The following is a 17,996-nucleotide window of genomic DNA, read 5'->3' on the forward strand; positions in this document are numbered from 1 at the left end:
ACATGTTACTATTAAATTACAAGGCTGATTAGGATTTAGAATTTGGAGGAGCAATATATATGGATTTGACTGTTTTTAACCATTACTTTGAAGGTATTATACTAAACTGGCAGGAAGTCCTTGCCCATAGGTATTTTTATGCAACTATTGTTGTCATAGCATTTTTTGTTTTTCGAAAGCTTGTGGTAAATCGAGTATTTCGTTTTGTTGCGAAGCGATTAGAGGTGAAGACAACAGCTGACAAAGAGTGCATTCGGACGCAGCTTTTTCAAAAAATATTTGCAGCAGTGTCGTATTCTTTAAGGAATATCTTTTTTATTGTTGGACTTATTACAGCTGTATATATTGCCCAATTTTCACCACGGGTTGAATTTGTGTTTATTCACTTTTTGAGATCTTTAATTATTTTTTTCGTAGGGCTAGGCTTCTACAGATTATTAGATGCTTTGAAGGTTGATATTGATAAACTGTTTAAGTTCTTCAATGAGAAGTTCGATAAAATTCTAATAGATTTTACATTGAAGGTTTCTAAGGGTCTAGTGATAGTAACTACGGTGTTATTGATTATGGATGTATGGGGATTTGAAGTATCAACCTTTATTGCTGGGCTTGGACTAGGGGGATTAGCTTTTGCGCTAGCAGCAAAGGATTTAGTGGCTAATATCTTTGCTGGCTTTGTTGTTATTACTGACAAGCCTTACTCAATTGGTGATTGGATTGAGAGTCCTGACGTGGAAGGGACGGTAGAGGAAATAACATTCCGCAGTACGAAGGTTAGAACCTTTGCCAATGCAATTGTAACGGTTCCTAATGCTAAGCTAGTTGATGGGGCAATTACTAACTGGACGAGAATGCGTAAGCGTAGAATTAGCTTCAAGCTAGGTGTCACTTATTCTACTTCAGTGACGCAGTTGCGTACGGTGGTAAAACGTATTGAAGAAATGTTACGTAGTCATCCTGAGGTTGACCAAGATGTTATTTTTGTGAAGTTTAACGAATTTGCGGATAGTAGCTTAAATATATTTATGTATTATTTTACAAGAACAACCGTCTGGGGTGAATTTCTAGCTGTTAGAGAGGACACTCTTATGAAAGTTATGGAGATTCTAAAAGAAGAAGGGGTTAGCGTTGCGTTCCCATCCCGTTCTTTGTACATTGAGAACAGCGATTGTGATAAGGTTAAGGAGACGAATTCAATTAAAGATGAAAATATAAAAACTGAGCAAGATAAAGAGGTATAACAAAATTGTTAAGTACAATATAATATTAATAACTATACAAAATATAAGAACTATACAAGCTACTAGATTGTGACCTAGTTAGTCTTGTATAGTTCTTTCTATCTTTTTGAGGCCTCGGCCTGCTTTTTAATTTCTGTAAGCATACCTGTAAACATAAAGCAATGTGCAGGCACAAGCGAATACCAATATATTAAGCCCTTTAAGCCTTTAGGTTCAAAGTAGGCAGTCTGCTCAACAATGACACGGGGGCTTCCTGAATCTTGATTTTCTGAATCTGTATTTCCTAGGTTTGAATCTTCTAGTTCATTAACTTTGTAGACTAACCAGGCCTTACCTGGAAGCTGCATTTCGGCTCGCAAACATAATAGTCTGTTAGGCTCAAGCTCCTCAACGCGCCAAACATCTAAAGGATCACCGACCCTTAAGGTAGTGTCACAGCGACGGCCTCTGAGAAGTCCTACTCCACCCATGAGCTTATCCCAGAAGCCACGGATTTTCCATAGAGTATTAGCGTAAAACCAGCCTTTGGCACCGCCGATACACTGAATTATGGAAAATGCTGTGTCGGCATTAGTGTTAAAGACCATTGACCTCGATTCAATGAACATGCCTTCTTTTTGAGCATAGGTTCTCCATGATTGCTCTGTATCTTGTTCTTGGTTAGATGGTAAGTTCGATGAAGCTATGGAACTAGACCAAATTGTTGGCAAGCTATTAGTTTTGTTATGTTCGATTGCTTTTTGGATAGCTTCTTTACAGCTCATTGGTTTTATAGTTGGAAATATTATTCTGGCTATATTATCAGTAACTACAACTTTGTTTCTCATTCCAGATATTAGAGGTATAGCCATTGTTTTTGAGATTGGGGTAACTAGGTGAACCCAACGTGCAGATAGCTCTGGTGTAAGAACTGGAACAACTATGATTCTACGTTTAAGGCCACGGAGTTTAGCGTATAGCAGAAGTAAACCCTTGTATGTAATGGTGTCTTGTGAACCAATTTCTATGACTTTTCCAATAGAATCAGGGGTTTCTATTGCAGCACTTAGATACTGCAATACATTATCTACGGCAATTGGTTGTGACTTTGTACTAACCCATTTAGGTGCAATCATAACAGGTAGGCGCTCTACGAGATATCTAATCATTTCAAAGGAAATACTGCCAGCTCCGATAATTTGCGCGGCACGAAATTCCGTTACAGGTATACCAGACTCTCGCAGCGTATCTCCAGTTATATGACGGCTTTTTAAATGTTCAGATAAATGATCAGCATCAGAGCCTAAGCCACTTAGGTAAATAATCCTTTGAACTCCAGCTTTTTTTGCTGCTACTGAAAAGTTTCTAGCTGCCTCTATATCTTGACTGTGGAAATTTCCTTTCTTAGCTTGTCCCATTGAGTGAATCAGATAATAAGCGACTGTAATGCCTGTAAAAACATCTTTTAGAGATTCAGGATTCAAAGCATCTCCCTGAATAAACTCTGCTTTACTCCAGCCCATACCTAGTAACCGGTTGGTGTTTCTAGTAAAGCAACGAACGGAATATCCCTTTTCTAATAATAATGGCACAAGCCGCCCACCTATGTAGCCAGTAGCACCAGTTACTAATATTGTATCTTTCACAGCTAGTCCTCCAAAACAGTATAGTGACACAAACAATTGCGAATTGGAACAAAAGGGTTTAGTTACTAAAAAATCATCATAGGTTTATTATACCATGAAAAATAGTTTGGGTTTAGGTCTAAAGTGTGAGGCATGTCATTGTTGGAAAGACCGAAACGATATACAATATCAGTACAAGGTGCGCCATTATAAAGGAGGGATTGTATATGTTTAATATACTGCTGAGGCCGATTGAGTTGCTGATGAATAGGTTGTCGTACATTAAGAAATTCATGGTTATTTTAATTGCAGGTGGAGCTTTAGTAATGCTAATTAATTATTTTTTGTTAAGTGAAATTAATGACAAAATCAAGATAGCGGAAGCACAATTAGTTGGAGCTCAGTATAATAATCAATTAAAGGATTTATTACGTGATTCTCAGCAACATCGTGGGTTGTCAAATGCGTATTTGAGTGGTGACGAGACAGTCAAAGGAGATTTAGAGAAACTTCGGGCTAGCGTTGACAATACAATCCAATCTATCTCCACTAATCGAGTGAACTTCCAACAAGCAATACAAGATGAGAATACATGGAATTCAATTGTCCAGCAATGGAATTCTATCAAAGCTAATTTTAATAATTATACAGAGGAAACAAGTTTTTCTGAGCATACAGTTATGGTAGACTACATACTAGCACTTATTAAAGATGTAGGAAATCAATCTGGATTAATCCTAGATACAGAATTAGATAGATATTACTTGATTGACGCCACTATTAATGAATTACCAGCATTATCAGAAGATATGGGGCAGTTACGTGCCCAGGGTGCTGCTATTATTAATCATGGTTATATTAGAGCAGAAGAAAGAATCGAAATACTTACATTGCAACGATCTGCTTTAATGAAGCTAGAGGATTTGATAGAAAATCTGCAAGTAGCTTTACAGGCAAATCCAAAGCTAGTTGATGAATTAAGACCGCTCATGGATACCCTACAAACAAACTCTAATATTTACCTTGATTTAGTAGAGAGGATGTTTATTACCGAAGAGCTACAACTATCTGATGCTAGACAATATTTTGCAATAGCTACAAGTGCGATAAATTCTGGTTTTAATATCTACGAGTTTGTTAGTGATTATGTAGATGAAGCATTTGAACAAAACCTACAGACGCAGAAACAATATAGATATATATTGGTAATAATGACACTAGGGGTTTCAATAGTAGTTTTATATTTCTTTGCTGGATTTTATGTATCAGTTATTAAGTCTATCAACACTTTAAATGAAGCTGCTAGTGCAGTTGCTAAAGGAGATTTAACTGTACGGGCACAGCTAGAAACTACAGATGAGCTTTCGCGTATAGGTAGAGCGTTTAATGAAATGGCTGACTCCCTAGCAGAACTAATAGCGAGTAGTAAAGAGGCTGCCAATCAGGTTGCATCCTCCTCGGTCGAACTTTCTGCAAGTGCTAGTGAAACGATGAATGCAACTAACGAAATAGCGCATGCAGTACAGGATGTAGCAAGTGGCGCAGAGTCCCAGGTGGAAAGTGCTAACGAGAGCTCCAGGGCTATGGAAGAAATGGCACAAGGAATTACAAGAATTGCAGAAAGTGCCTCTATCATAGCTGAATCAGCAGGTGAGATGTCTACTAAAGCATCCCACGGGAATGATAGCCTACAGGCAACGGTTGAACAGATGGGAGAAATACAGAAGGACACTGATAAAACAGCAAACACAGTAAGTGCGTTACAGCAAGATGCAGAAGAGATAGGTAGCATATTACAGCTGATTACAGATATATCTAGCCAAACAAATCTACTAGCGTTAAACGCAGCAATTGAGGCTGCTAGAGCTGGTGAGGCTGGTAGAGGCTTTGCTGTTGTAGCTGATGAAATTCGTAAGCTTGCAGACCAAACAGGTCAAGCAACAGGTCAAATTAGTGGGCTGATAGAGAAGATTCAGATGAATGTAAAAGGTTCTGCAGATTCAATGGCTAGTAGCAAACAGCAGGTTGATTTGGGGATAGCTAATATTAATGCTGTTAATAAAATGTTTAAGGATATAATCGATGTAGTAAATGATGTATCAAGGCAAATTGAAGAGCTCTCGTCTGTATCAGAAGAGATGGCAGCTGGATCTGAGGAAATTAGCGCCTCTGTACAAGAGCTTGCTAATATAGCTAAGCATACCTCTGACCAAACACAAAATATAGCTGCATCATCTGAAGAACAATTGGCCATTATGCAGGAAGTAGCTAAATCTGCTGAATCGTTAGAGGGAACGGCGAACGAATTAAGTAAGTTAGTATCACGATTTAAAGTTTAAATCATAGAATTTAAAGATATAAACGTATTAGTTAATGAGCTCAAATATTTTTGGGCTCATTAGTGTTTTCATATTGCATTGTTTCCTTTATAAGGTAATAATATATTTAGATTATAGCAGGGCTAAATATATAGAAAAAGTAGATTGGGTGGACACATGGGGGAGCATAAATACTTTACTGTTAATACGTTTTTAGTGTTTCTTATTATACTAATCTCAATATTCTGGGTGTATTCTATTACTGCAGAATTACATAGTACAGAAGAAACATATGTGAATTTAGCAATAGAAACAGCTGAATCTTACAGTGAGGCTGTGAGGGATATAAGGGATTGGGCGACGCGACATGGAGGCGTTTATGTACAAGTTACTGAGGAGAATACGCCGAATCCTTATCTGAATACTGAAAACAGAGAAGTAATAATAGACAATGATTTTATACTTACTAAACTGAATCCTGCATATGTAACTCGTCAGGTTTCAGAAATATCTGACGAACGAACAGGTATATATTTTACTGTAGTCAGTATTGAGCCAGTGAACCCAGCGAATATGGCAGACAGCTGGGAGGAGCACGCATTAGATAGTTTTACTAGAGAAGGAGCAGACAAGGTATATGAGGTTATAAAAACAGAAGCAGGACAATTATTTCGATATATAACACCAATATACTTAGTAGAAGGTTGTAAGGGCTGTCATGAGGAACAAGATCGACCAGTTGGCGAAGTAAGGGGAGGAATATCAGTTGCATTTCCTTATGAAGCCTTTGAGAAGTCTAGGACAGAGCAACTAGTTCGCAACATAATCATTTATACGATTTTTTATTTATTATTTATATTTTTTGTTATTTTCTTCGGCAAGAAATTAGTATATGCTGAAAAAGAAAGACAAGTGCTATTTGCTGAACTGGAGAAGATAGCCCATACAGATAAACTAACTGCTCTAGCCAGTAGACATTATTTCTTTATAAACCTTGAGCAAGAAATTCAACGCCATAAACGTTATGATTCTATTCTTTCTTTAATAATTATTGATTTAAATAACTTTAAGCAGATTAACGATAGATACGGACATTTAATAGGAGACGAGGCTTTAAAGTTAGCTAGTCAAATTATTAAAGATAATATTCGCACAACAGATTTGGCAGGAAGACTCGGTGGAGATGAGTTTGTAATTATGCTGCCGGAAACTGGTATAGAGCAGGCGGAAGAAATAGGAGAGCGGCTTCGTGAATCATTTGAACAAGCAGTTTTAATCATCGGAGAGGGCAATCAAAAAGTTGATATAAGTGCTTCGTTAGGAGCTAGCAATATAAATCTATTAGAAAAAGATCAAAGTATAGAAGAGGTTAGAAATCAACTAATAGCTAAGGCTGACAAGGCAATGTACAAAGCTAAGAAAATGGCAGTTGCAAATGGCGGAAGCTGTATTATGATATCGGAGGATTAGAATGGCACGGATCACTAAATGGGAACCAGAGGATGAACAGTTTTGGGAACAGGAAGGCAAGCGACACGCCTATCGCAATCTTTGGATTTCTGTACCAGCTTTAATGCTAGCGTTTGCTGTATGGCAGGTTTGGTCTGTGGTAGCGGCTAGCTTAAATGACATTGGCTTTAACTTTACACAAAGTCAGTTATTTACATTGGCAGCATTGCCTGGTCTTACGGGGGCATCTTTAAGACTAGTATATACATTTGTAGTGCCGATTTTTGGTGGGCGTAACTGGACGGTAATAAGTACAGCTTCTTTATTGATACCAGCAATCGGTATTGGATTTGCTGTACAAAATCCAGACACCTCCTTTATGACTATGGCCATTCTTGCTGCCTTATGTGGGCTTGGAGGCGGAAATTTCGCATCATCTATGTCTAACATAAGCTTCTTTTTCCCAAAGAAAGCGAAGGGCACTGCCTTAGGGATAAATGGTGGCATAGGAAATCTAGGGGTAAGCTTAGTTCAATTATTAGCTCCGATTGTTATTACTGTAGGTATATTTGGCGCTATAGTCGGCTCACCACAAATACTGCCTGATGGCACGAAGGTTTGGATGCAAAATGCTGCCTTTGTATGGGTGATTCCTATCGTAGCAACGGCAATTGCGGCATATTTTGGCATGGATAATCTTCCTAACATCAGAGCATCTGTTAGAGAGCAGGCTGTTGTCTTAAAGAATAAACATACCTGGTTGATGACGAGCCTATATGTCATGTGCTTTGGGTCGTTTATCGGGTATGCTGCTGCATTTCCATTAGTAATTAGAAATGAATTTCCAGAAATAAATGTTTTTCATTATGCTTTTTTAGGCCCATTAGTGGGGGCGTTAATTCGTCCATTTGGGGGCTGGATGGCAGATAAGATTGGTGGAGCGTTAGTTACGTTTGTGGATACAATAATCATGATTATAGCGGCCTTTGGAGCAATTTATTTCTTGAGTATGAATCAATTTGCAGGATTTTTAATTATGTTTATTATATTATTTGCAGCCTCTGGGGTAGCCAATGGATCAACATTTGGTATGATTCCGAATATCTTCCCAGGAGCGCAAGCCGCTGCCGTAATTGGTTTTTCATCGGCGATTGCAGCCTATGGTGGCTTCTTTGTACCCAAGCTTTTTGGCTGGGCAATTGGTTACGCTGGCACTATAAGTATAGCAATGTACTTACTTATTGCTTACTATTTTGTTAGTCTGTTTATTACTTGGTTTTGGTACTTGCGAAAGTATTAAAAATATAATTAGAAGTTTGGATAGTTATTAACGCGATAGCTTTCAATCCACTCAAGCAGTTCTGCTATGTATTCGCCAACAAGTGGTAGGGTGACGATTTTACTTAAGATGTAAAGTGCAATAGCAAGAAACACTGCAGTTCCTACTGTTAGGCCGATACCGCGGGCAAGCCCAACTAAGAAGTTAATACGAATAATTCGCCACGGACTGCCGTAGTTCTGTAGTATATCCTCAATGCGTGAGCCCTCCATGCGACTAGCAATACTATCTAATTTACGATTCAATGCAGAGATTTCATCGACTTTCTCTAAGACATCTTCAAGTCTATGCTCTGTTGACACTTCAGGCTTGTTAGTCACTTCTTCTGTATCCTCGGTGCTTTTGGCAACATCTATTTTACTCTCTTCTAGTTCCTTCGTTTTTAATTCTTTTATTTCTTTATAATTGATTTTTTTAATCATTATTGGAGCCGCTCCCTTCATTAATAAAAATAGAAAATTAATAATTTAATATTGCGTGTATATACACTATATGTCCAATTATTAGCGATATATAACAATGCTGCATACTAAATTATACTATCGTGGACAAGAAAAGAAAAATCTGGAGTTGTAGTTTATATTCATTTAAGCAGGATTCTTTAGTGGCTATGTAGAATATCTCTTAGTGATATATAGAAAGGGGATCAGTTTCGTAATGAAAAAACAACTACAGAGGCTAGTTGAGCAATGGAATCAACTAGCAACTCACTGGAAAGTCGCTTTAGCTGTTGGTATCGTAATTATGCTTATCACTCCGCTGGCAATGTGCACTCGTAGTGAAACTGCTGACACTATACCACAGATAGAAGAGCCAGAAGAAATAGAAGTGGTGGAGCCAGTTGAAGAAGAACCAGAAGAAGTTGAAGAAGAGCCAAAGGAGCCTAATTATAGAGCTCCATTAACCTATGAGGGAATGGATAGACCAGTTAATAAACGTCCTTATGCCGTTCTAATAGAAAATAGTCCACAGGCTAGACCGCAATCGGGCTTAGATAAGGCCGATATTGTTTACGAAGTGCTAGCAGAAGGGTCGATTACAAGGTTTATAGCAATATATCAAAGTCAGTTCCCTGAATCTATAGGACCAATACGTAGTGCTAGAAAATATATGCTTGATATAGCTGGTTATTATGACGCTGTAATTGTCCATGCTGGTGGTAGCCCAGGGGCCTTGGAACAAATAAGAAGACAACAGCTACCGAGTTTGTCAGAGATTATTAATGGGGCGTATTTTAAACGCGAGAGCTTTCGCAGGGCTCCACATAACGTTTATTCAAACGTAGAGCTATTGGATAAAGGTGTAGAGGCTAGAAACTATAGGCAAACATATAATTTGCCAGAGATTCCGTTTGCGCTTGACAAAGAGATACGTGGCGAAGACGTAACGGAGGTTTTAATTCCGTATAGTTCTACCTATCAGGTGAAATATCGCTATAGCGATTTAACGGGTAATTACCATAGATTTATTAATAATATGGCTCATACTGATTTAGTTACTAATCAGCAACTGCAAGCAACAAACGTATTTATAGTATTTGCCCGCCATAGTGTAATGGATAATGAAGGTCGGTTAAATATTAACTTAGAATCATCAGGGAGAGGGTACGCTCTACAACAGGGTACAGTCCAAGAAGTAACCTGGAGACATGAGGGTGGAGTCGTCCGCTATTATGTAGGAGGCCAAGAGATTGAACGACTTCCTGGGAATACGTGGGTGCAAATTGTACCTGATATTGTAGCCGTTTCTATTCAACAATAGAAATTATTTAGTAATAAAAATGTCATTTGCTTTTCTTCTTGCTTGGATTCCTGTATAATGCTATTAAATATCAATGCAACGCGTTAAAGTATCATAGATGCGTGGGAGTTAGTTTAGAAGGAGGAATTTAGATGCAATTAGAAAAGCTGAGAGAAGATAAAATTATAAAGCAGTTATTTGCTGCTATATTAAAACTTGAGAATATAGATGAGGTTTACCAGTTATTCGATGATTTATGCACGGTAAATGAAATACAGTCAATGGCTCAAAGATTAGAAGTAGCTAGGATGCTCCGTTTAGGATATACCTATAATCAGATAGAAAAGGAAACGGGGGCTAGCACAGCAACAATCAGCAGAGTGAAGCGTTGTTTCCAATACGGTACAGATGGTTACAAACTAGTGCTTGATCGATTGCAAGATACAGATAAAACCCCTTAAGGGGTTTTTTTGCCTTTAAGCTTTATTAGGGAACAGAGTTATTAGAGAAAAAAGAAATAGAGGAGAGATAATATGGAACCAGGTAAAGGACAAGCAAATCTAAATGTATCTATTCTGCTAAATGAACTTAAGCAAGCAAATAAAAAAATGGAGGACGTAATTAAGACTATTAATCAGATAGCTTCACAGGCAAATCTCTTATCGTTAAACTCCGCGATTGAAGCAGCAAGGGCTGGAGAAGCTGGTAGAGGCTTTTCAGTTGTAGCAAACGAGATTAAACGCTTTGCTGACCAGAGTCTCTCTACGAATAAAAGCAGTTATGAACTAATCCATAATATACAGAAAAAGGCTAATGAGGTAATAGCCGTCCGTACAGTAGATGTCGCATATGATACGATTGACAAAATAGATCGCAATCTATTTGAACGTAACTGTGATGTACAAGCATGGGCAACATTCGATGCAGTTATAAATTCTGTAAAGCATCCAGAAGATAAACAACGGGCAACTGATGCGACTAAGTTTATGAAGAACATAGTAGATATTTATGAAGTTTACTATGATATGTTTGTCGTAGACACGAATGGTACAGTAATTGCTGCTGGTGTGCATCAGCACCTAGTAGGTCGAAGTGTAGCTAATCGAGAGTGGTTTACAGAAACAATGAAAAGAAATGATGTAGTAGTAACAGATATGTATTATTCAGAGATGATGCAAGGACATGCAATGAATTACTCGTGTCCAGTAAGAGACGAAAAAGGAAATATATTAGGAGTCTTTACAACGAGATTTAATTGGGAATTCATCTATGATATCATAGATACTGTGAAAATTGATGAACGCAGTGAGCTATATGTTATAAATAAGCATGGCAAAGTAATCGCATCGAAAAACCGTAATGAAGTACTAACAAAAGATTTGAGCAATCTAGAGGCAGTGAAAAAGATTAAATCTGGAGATACGGTTGGTTACACCATTGAAACAGAGTATGGAAAAGGCGAGGTTATCTATGCCTACTGTTTAACTAAGGGCTATAATGCATATAAAGGATTAGGTTGGTCAGTAATAGTCGGCGAAGTTATAGACTAAGATGAACCATTAAAATGGAAGGTTGGTTTGATTGAATTTACTAGAGGGTTTGAATCCGGAACAAAAGCAAGCTGTTACAACAATAAATGGCCCATTGTTAATCATGGCGGGGGCAGGTAGTGGGAAAACTAGGGTGTTAACCCACAGGGTCGCCCATTTAATAGGTAAAGGGGTCGCCCCTTGGAATATCTTGGCTGTGACATTTACGAATAAAGCGGCAAAGGAAATGAAGGAACGTGTGCAAAACATTGTAGGCTCTAAAGGATATGATGTTTGGGTATCGACATTTCACTCACTATGTGTGCGTATTTTGCGTAAGGATATTGATAAGATTGGTTATGAGACAGGGTTTACGATATTAGATAGCTCAGATCAGCTAAGTGTCATTAAAGGCATAATGAAAGCAGAGAACCTTGACGTGAAAAAGTTTGACCCCCGTGGTATCCTTTCATTGATTAGCCAAGGGAAAAACGAACTGCTCACACCAGAAGCCTTCAGTCGTAGGTTTACTGGCTATTTTGAAAGTATTGCAGCTCAGGTTTATGAGAAATACCAAAAGAAACTGAAAAGTAATAATGCCTTGGATTTTGATGATATTATTATGCTTACGGTTAAACTATTTAAAGACAATCCAGAAGTATTGGAGTTTTATCAGCGTAAGTTTGTCTATATCCATATCGACGAGTATCAAGATACAAACAGAGCGCAGTATATTTTAGTGCAATTATTAGCAGATTATCATAAAAACATTTGTGTCGTAGGGGATTACGACCAGTCAATTTATCGTTTCCGCGGCGCAGATATCCAAAACATTCTGAGCTTTGAGAAGGATTACCCTGATGCGCAGGTTATCAAGCTGGAGAAGAACTATCGCTCCACAAAGAATATTCTGTTAGCAGCTAACGAAGTAATAAAGCATAACACTCAGCGAAAAGAGAAAAACCTTTGGACAGATAATGAGCATGGGGACAAAATCCAGTTCTATCAGGCCTATAGTGAATATGATGAAGCACAATTTATTACACAAAAAATTCTCGATAAGGTGAATTCAGGAGCTACATATAAGGATATAGCAATTCTTTATCGTACTAATGCCCAGTCCCGTGTGTTTGAGGAAATGTTTATGAAGTCTAACATTCCTTATACAATCGTCGGCGGTTTAAAGTTCTATGATCGTAAAGAGATTAAAGATGTGTTAGGATATTTACGTTTAATTGCAAACCCTAAAGATGACACAAGTCTCGTGCGTATAATCAATGTACCTAGACGTGGAATTGGGGCAGCGACAATAGATAAAATAGCAGAATATAGCACAGCTAAGGGCATATCTATGTATGAAGCCTGTCAAGATTTATCTGAAGTAGGGTTATCAGCAAGGGCTGTTTCAAGTGTACAGAGCTTCTTTACCTTAATCAGTACTCTACGCTCAATGCAGGAATTTCTACCAGTTACAGAGCTTGTGGAAGAGCTGTTGAAGATGTCAGGCTATCGTAAAGAACTACAAAATGAACGCACCCTAGAAGCACAGTCGCGTCTTGAAAACATAGACGAGTTCATATCTGTTACGACAGAATTCGAGAAAACAGCAGAAGATAAATCACTAATTGCTTTTCTAACAGACTTGGCGCTAATCTCTGATTTAGATAAACTAGAGGATGAAGGTATAGCTAATAGTGATGCAGCTATACAAGGGCAAGTCGTATTAATGACAATGCATAGCGCGAAAGGATTAGAGTTTCCAATCGTATTCTTAGCTGGCTTAGAAGAAGGTATCTTCCCACATAATCGCTCATTAATGGATGAGACAGAAATGGAAGAAGAGCGTCGTCTCTGCTACGTTGGAATTACCAGGGCAGAAAGAGAGCTATACATGACCTGTGCGAGCGCACGCATGTTATATGGTAAAACCCAAAACAATATGCCGTCACGTTTTCTTGAAGAAATACCAGCAGAGTTTATGGAACGTACGGGCAATACAGTACTCAGAAGTAGTCATACTATCGGAACTAACAATTATTCCATGGGAACTAGTAGAGCTAATATTAACTCATCAGCTAGCACCGTGCGTAAAGGTGCGCGCAAAATTGAAGTCCAGGGTGCTGACCTAAATGAATCCTGGAACGCTGGAGATAAGGTTGAGCATAAAGCCTGGGGGATTGGAACGATTGTCTCTACAAAAGGTGAAGGTGACCGTCTTGAGCTTACAATCGCCTTTGATAAACCAATTGGTTTGAAAAAACTATTAGCAAAGTTTGCCCCAGTTAAAAAGCTTTAGTTGCTTATATAGACTACATTTAAAATTTGGAGGTTGAATAATATGTCAGAAAAAGTATATGTTTTAGGTCATAAAAATCCAGATACAGATTCGTTTTGTGCAGCTGTATCGTATGCGCGCCTTAAAAATCGTCTCGGCGATGAAAAAGTAGTAGCAGGCAGATTAGGAGATGCTAGTGCTGAGACTAGCTGGGTCTTCGATTATTGGAAACAAGAGCTACCTGAATTTGTAGCAGACGTAAAACTGCGGGCTAAAGACATTATGAATAAGGAAATGCTTGTAGTGGCTAAGCGGGACTCCTTAAAAAGTGTAGGAGAAAAAATTCATAATACGGAAAGTAATCATGCCTTTGTTTGTTGTACTGAAGGTAAAGCACAAGGTATTGTAACCCTTGGTGACCTAGGCGCTTTTTGCTTGGAGAAGGTAACGAAAAGTCAGGCTGGAGAAGATGTTAATGCGAATGAAATCTTAGAGCAGCCAGTTTCAGACTTGATGAGCACACAGATGGTAGCAATTGATGCCGAAGCAGAAATGGATAAGATTAAATCGGTTGTACTAAACAATCGATTCAGAAGCTTTCCAGTAGTTAATAAAGATAATCAACTGATTGGCTCCATTTCTCGTCAAGAGGTCATTACAGCAAAACCTAAGCAAGTCATTTTAGTTGACCACAACGAGAAAAGCCAAGCAGTTTCTGGAATTGATGAGGCTGATGTAATTGAAGTAGTTGACCATCATCGAATTGGTGATGTGCAGACTATGGGGCCGATATTCTTCTTAGTAGAGCCAGTTGGATGCTCGTGTACAGTTGTTGCAAAGCTGTATAAGATGAATGGCTTAGAGCCTGAGCCAGAGCAAGCTGGACTAATGTTATCTGCAATTATCTCTGATACTGTATTATTCCGTTCACCAACCTGCACAGATGAGGATGTTAAGGTTGCCGAAGAATTAGCTGCTATCTGTGGTGTAGACCTACAAGCATACGGAATGGAGCTACTAGGCTCTAGTAGTCCGCTGACTTCGAATACAGCAACGGAAGTACTTAACACAGATCTAAAGGAATTCTCATTGGGCGGTAAAAGCCTAATGATTGGCCAGGTAATGATGACAGATAACCAAAAATTCCGTGAGCGTAAGCAGGAATTATTAGAAGAAATGCAGAAAACACTAAACAATAATGAATTAGATTTCGTTGGATTAATGTGTACAAATATCTTAGAGGAAGCCACATATTTCCTTGCCCTTGGAGATACAGAAATAGCTGAGAAAGCATTCGGGAAGCCTGTACAAGATGATGAAGTACATTTACCAGGAGTGTTATCTCGTAAAAAGCAGATTGTACCACCAATAACTAAAGCCCTTACCTAAACTCTGATAGATGGTGAAATGATGGCAACTGACAAAACACAGCTGCAGACAGTTGAAAAGGAATTAAATAATTTAAAAGAGCAAATTGAGGACCATAACTATCGCTACTATGTTTTAGACGCACCAGTTATATCTGATACAGAATATGATCAGCTTATGAAACGGTTATTAGACATGGAAGCGCAATATCCAGAACTAGCTACGGCAGATTCCCCTTCACAAAAAGTAGGGGGTCAGCCGCTGTCGCAGTTTTCAAAGGTTGATCATTTGGTACCGATGTATAGCCTTAGTAACGCCTTCAACGAGAATGATTTGCGAGAGTTTGATCGCCGTGTTAAGAAGGACTTAGGAACTGATCAGGTTTCCTATGTATGTGAATTAAAGATTGATGGACTGGCAATCTCCTTGTACTACGAGCAAGGAAGACTTATCCGAGGTGCTACCCGTGGTGATGGAACGACCGGTGAAGACATAACGGAAAACCTTAAGCGCATTGGCTCAATTCCGTTGAAGCTTCGTCAACCTGTAACCCTAGAAGTACGTGGGGAAGCTTTTTTATCGAAGAAGGAGTTTGCTCGTATAAATCAAGAGCGTGAAGAACAGGGTGAAATGCTATTCGCGAATCCTAGAAACGCAGCGGCAGGCTCCCTGCGTCAATTAGATCCTAAGGTCGTAGAAAAACGTGCCCTTGATGTTTTCATGTACGGATTAGGACATACAGATCAGCAATCATTAGCTGCAGCACACCTGCCGATTGAAAAACAAGCCGATATTTTTAGTGTTTTTCAAGAGCTCGGCTTGAAGACGAATAAAGAAGTAAAGGTTATAGCAAACATCGAAGAAGTGATAGATATTGTCCAGTATTGGCAGGAGCATCGTCAGCAGCTACCCTATGAAATCGACGGTCTAGTTGTGAAGGTTAACTCATTCCCTCAGCAACAGCAGTTAGGTTTTACTGCGAAAAGCCCACGGTATGCAATTGCCCTTAAATTTCCTGCTGAACAGGGGATAAGTGTAATAGAGGATGTCATATTTAGTGTTGGACGTACAGGTGTCGTTACACCAACGGCAGTGTTACAGCCAGTCCAGCTAGCAGGCACAACCGTTAGCCGCGCGACATTACATAACCAAGACTTGATTACCGAAAAGGATATTCGCATCGGTGATACTGTTTTAGTACAAAAAGCAGGGGATATCATTCCTGAAATTGTACGTAGCATAACGGATAAACGCACAGGAGAAGAAAAATCGATTGAATATCCCAAGGACTGTCCTGCATGCGGTAGTGAATTGGTGAAACTAGATGGAGAAGTCGCGATTCGTTGTATCAACCCAGCATGCCCAGCACTTAATAAAGAAGCAATTATCCACTTTGTTTCAAGGAATGCTATGAATATAGACGGCCTTGGTGAAAAGGTTGTCATTCAATTATTTGATGCTGAGCTAATTCGAGATGTAGCAGATTTATATTTCTTATCGAAGGAGCAGCTACTACCACTAGAACGGATGGGCGAGAAATCCGTCGATAACCTTTTAGCAGCTATTGATAAGAGCCGAAGTAATTCATTAGAAAAGCTGATTTTTGGTTTGGGGATACGCTTTATAGGCAGTAAAGCTAGTAAAATCCTCGCAGCCCACTTTCAAGATTTTGAAGCTTTACAGAAGGCAAGCTTTGAAGAATTGATAGCCATAAATGAAATTGGCGATAAAATGGCTAATAGCATTATTGCATATTTCAAAAAACCTGAGTTTAATACATTGCTTGAAAAACTTAAGAAAGCCGAAATTAATCTTCAATATGTAAGTAGAGCTAACAACACAACAGGTAATACGGACAATATATTTGCTGGAAAAACAGTTGTCCTGACAGGTACACTGGAGAAGCTGACCCGTAAGGAAGCATCTGAGAAGCTAGAGCAATTAGGAGCTACGGTGACTAATAGCGTAAGTAAGAGTACGGACTATCTTGTCGCTGGGGAAAAGGCTGGCTCTAAGCTGAAAAAAGCCCAGGAGCTAGGTGTTACTATTCTAACGGAAGAACAGTTGCTGGAACAGCTCGGTTTTTTAACAATGCTTATATAAAATGAGTAGTAAAAAATAAAAAGCAGGGGAAAATAAACGCACAGCCCAATGGAGGGATTGATGTGGCGTTTATTTTTCCTTTTTTTACGGCATTTTTAATTACATATTTGCTAGTGCCTATTACCCGTAAAATTGCTTTTCGATACGAGGTTATAGACAAACCGAATCATCGTAAAGTCCACGTTGACCCTATACCACTATTAGGTGGTTTAGCCATTTTTATCGGTTTTGGTGTAACGGTGCTATTATTTGTACCACCGTCCATGAAGCTTTTTATCATGTTCTTAGCAGGTTCAGTCGTACTTTTAATCGGCATGGTAGACGATTGGTCTAAGGCTCATGGCAAAGACTTCCCAGCCCTACCTAAACTGCTCGTACAAATTATGGCTGCTAGTATTTTAATCTATGGAGGCATTCAAATAACTGGGATACGTGGCTTTGTTTTTGCTGAGCAAACAGCTTGGTATCTGCCACATGGGATAGGAATTTTAATTACTATTATCTGGATTGTTGGCATTATGAATATGCTGAATTTTCTAGATGGACTAGACGGTTTAGCAACAGGAATTGCAGCCATATCAGCTATGACGCTGTTTTTTATCGCATTGATACAAGGTCAGGAGGCCATAGCTATTCTGTGTATTTCCTTACTAGGTACCACCCTTGGGTTCTTAAAATATAACTTTCATCCCGCTAAAATTTTTATGGGAGATGCTGGTGCCCTGTTTCTTGGCTGCATACTCGCTGCAATTGCTATTGAAGGAGCTTTTAAAGGTGCAACCCTTTTTACATTGATTGTACCCTTGCTAATCTTTGGAGTTCCAATATTTGATACAGTTTATGTAATGTTTAGACGCTGGCGTGAAAATCGGCCAATCCATGTAGCGGATAAAGGGCACGTACATCATAGGCTAATGAAGCTTGGGCTCAACCAGGTACAAGCTGTAACGTTTATATATATCTTAGGAATATGTTTTTCTCTGCTTAGTGTAGTAATAATTTTACTTTTCCTTATGTATTCGACTTAGTT

13 protein-coding genes are annotated in these 17,996 nt (G+C 38.8%); 11 read left to right on the top strand and 2 right to left on the bottom strand.

The window, feature by feature from the left end; translation table 11 throughout:
* Positions 1–59: 59 nt before the first annotated feature.
* Positions 60–1,241 carry a mechanosensitive ion channel family protein gene (locus tag BHF68_RS07670; RefSeq protein ID WP_069643065.1) on the top strand — a complete coding sequence of 394 codons (1,182 nt, stop codon included), beginning with the start codon at positions 60–62 and terminating at the stop codon, positions 1,239–1,241.
* 98 nt (positions 1,242–1,339) lie between these two features.
* Here the strand turns inward: BHF68_RS07670 and BHF68_RS07675 are convergent, their stop codons facing one another.
* Positions 1,340–2,866 (bottom strand): SDR family oxidoreductase, encoded by a 1,527-nt coding sequence (locus BHF68_RS07675; RefSeq protein WP_069643066.1) that lies wholly within the window; start codon positions 2,864–2,866, stop codon positions 1,340–1,342.
* A gap of 206 nt (positions 2,867–3,072) precedes the next feature.
* Here BHF68_RS07675 and BHF68_RS07680 point away from each other — a divergent pair, with 206 nt between their 5' ends.
* From BHF68_RS07680 to BHF68_RS07690, 3 genes are all read left to right on the top strand, one after another.
* Positions 3,073–5,184: a methyl-accepting chemotaxis protein gene (locus BHF68_RS07680; RefSeq protein ID WP_069643067.1), complete on the top strand. Its 2,112-nt coding sequence runs from the start codon at positions 3,073–3,075 to the stop codon at positions 5,182–5,184.
* Between the two features lie 156 nt (positions 5,185–5,340).
* The gene (locus tag BHF68_RS07685; protein WP_069643068.1) at positions 5,341–6,633 is read left to right on the top strand and encodes a diguanylate cyclase; all 1,293 of its coding nucleotides are present in this window, start codon (positions 5,341–5,343) and stop codon (positions 6,631–6,633) included.
* A gap of 1 nt (position 6,634) precedes the next feature.
* On the top strand, positions 6,635–7,912 hold the full coding sequence (locus BHF68_RS07690; RefSeq protein ID WP_069643069.1) for an MFS transporter: 1,278 nt from the start codon (positions 6,635–6,637) through the stop codon (positions 7,910–7,912).
* 8 nt (positions 7,913–7,920) lie between these two features.
* Here the strand turns inward: BHF68_RS07690 and BHF68_RS07695 are convergent, their stop codons facing one another.
* The gene (locus tag BHF68_RS07695; protein ID WP_084019288.1) at positions 7,921–8,373 is read right to left on the bottom strand and encodes a DUF5665 domain-containing protein; all 453 of its coding nucleotides are present in this window, start codon (positions 8,371–8,373) and stop codon (positions 7,921–7,923) included.
* A 235-nt stretch (positions 8,374–8,608) separates the two neighbouring features.
* Between BHF68_RS07695 and BHF68_RS07700 the strand changes: the two genes are divergently transcribed.
* From BHF68_RS07700 to BHF68_RS07730, 7 genes are all read left to right on the top strand, one after another.
* Positions 8,609–9,712: a DUF3048 domain-containing protein gene (locus tag BHF68_RS07700; protein WP_069643070.1), complete on the top strand. Its 1,104-nt coding sequence runs from the start codon at positions 8,609–8,611 to the stop codon at positions 9,710–9,712.
* A 131-nt stretch (positions 9,713–9,843) separates the two neighbouring features.
* Positions 9,844–10,152, top strand: a complete 309-nt coding sequence (locus BHF68_RS07705; protein ID WP_069643071.1) for a YerC/YecD family TrpR-related protein — start codon at positions 9,844–9,846, stop codon at positions 10,150–10,152.
* Between the two features lie 72 nt (positions 10,153–10,224).
* Positions 10,225–11,241 carry a methyl-accepting chemotaxis protein gene (locus tag BHF68_RS07710; RefSeq protein WP_069643072.1) on the top strand — a complete coding sequence of 339 codons (1,017 nt, stop codon included), beginning with the start codon at positions 10,225–10,227 and terminating at the stop codon, positions 11,239–11,241.
* A 31-nt stretch (positions 11,242–11,272) separates the two neighbouring features.
* Positions 11,273–13,516, top strand: a complete 2,244-nt coding sequence (gene pcrA, locus BHF68_RS07715; protein ID WP_069643073.1) for a DNA helicase PcrA — start codon at positions 11,273–11,275, stop codon at positions 13,514–13,516.
* 42 nt (positions 13,517–13,558) lie between these two features.
* Positions 13,559–14,884: a putative manganese-dependent inorganic diphosphatase gene (locus tag BHF68_RS07720; protein WP_069643074.1), complete on the top strand. Its 1,326-nt coding sequence runs from the start codon at positions 13,559–13,561 to the stop codon at positions 14,882–14,884.
* Positions 14,885–14,905: 21 nt separating this feature from the next.
* On the top strand, positions 14,906–16,966 hold the full coding sequence (gene ligA, locus BHF68_RS07725; RefSeq protein WP_069643075.1) for an NAD-dependent DNA ligase LigA: 2,061 nt from the start codon (positions 14,906–14,908) through the stop codon (positions 16,964–16,966).
* Between the two features lie 62 nt (positions 16,967–17,028).
* Positions 17,029–17,994, top strand: coding sequence for a glycosyltransferase family 4 protein (locus tag BHF68_RS07730; RefSeq protein WP_069643076.1), 966 nt, complete (start codon positions 17,029–17,031; stop codon positions 17,992–17,994).
* The last annotated feature ends 2 nt before the right edge of the window (positions 17,995–17,996 follow it).

Origin of the sequence: Desulfuribacillus alkaliarsenatis, assembly GCF_001730225.1 — a bacterium.
GTDB lineage: Bacteria > Bacillota > Bacilli > Desulfuribacillales > Desulfuribacillaceae > Desulfuribacillus > Desulfuribacillus alkaliarsenatis.

Bases quoted from the DNA above. Each gene is read 5' to 3' on its own strand.
- BHF68_RS07705 (WP_069643071.1), top strand. From the start codon at position 9,844: ATGCAATTAGAAAAGCTGAGAGAAGATAAAATTATAAAGCAGTTATTT.
- BHF68_RS07695 (WP_084019288.1), bottom strand. From the start codon at position 8,373: ATGATTAAAAAAATCAATTATAAAGAAATAAAAGAATTAAAAACGAAG.
- ligA (WP_069643075.1), top strand. From the start codon at position 14,906: ATGGCAACTGACAAAACACAGCTGCAGACAGTTGAAAAGGAATTAAAT.
- BHF68_RS07685 (WP_069643068.1), top strand. From the start codon at position 5,341: ATGGGGGAGCATAAATACTTTACTGTTAATACGTTTTTAGTGTTTCTT.
- BHF68_RS07700 (WP_069643070.1), top strand. From the start codon at position 8,609: ATGAAAAAACAACTACAGAGGCTAGTTGAGCAATGGAATCAACTAGCA.
- BHF68_RS07720 (WP_069643074.1), top strand. From the start codon at position 13,559: ATGTCAGAAAAAGTATATGTTTTAGGTCATAAAAATCCAGATACAGAT.
- BHF68_RS07670 (WP_069643065.1), top strand. From the start codon at position 60: ATGGATTTGACTGTTTTTAACCATTACTTTGAAGGTATTATACTAAAC.
- BHF68_RS07680 (WP_069643067.1), top strand. From the start codon at position 3,073: ATGTTTAATATACTGCTGAGGCCGATTGAGTTGCTGATGAATAGGTTG.
- BHF68_RS07710 (WP_069643072.1), top strand. From the start codon at position 10,225: ATGGAACCAGGTAAAGGACAAGCAAATCTAAATGTATCTATTCTGCTA.
- BHF68_RS07690 (WP_069643069.1), top strand. From the start codon at position 6,635: ATGGCACGGATCACTAAATGGGAACCAGAGGATGAACAGTTTTGGGAA.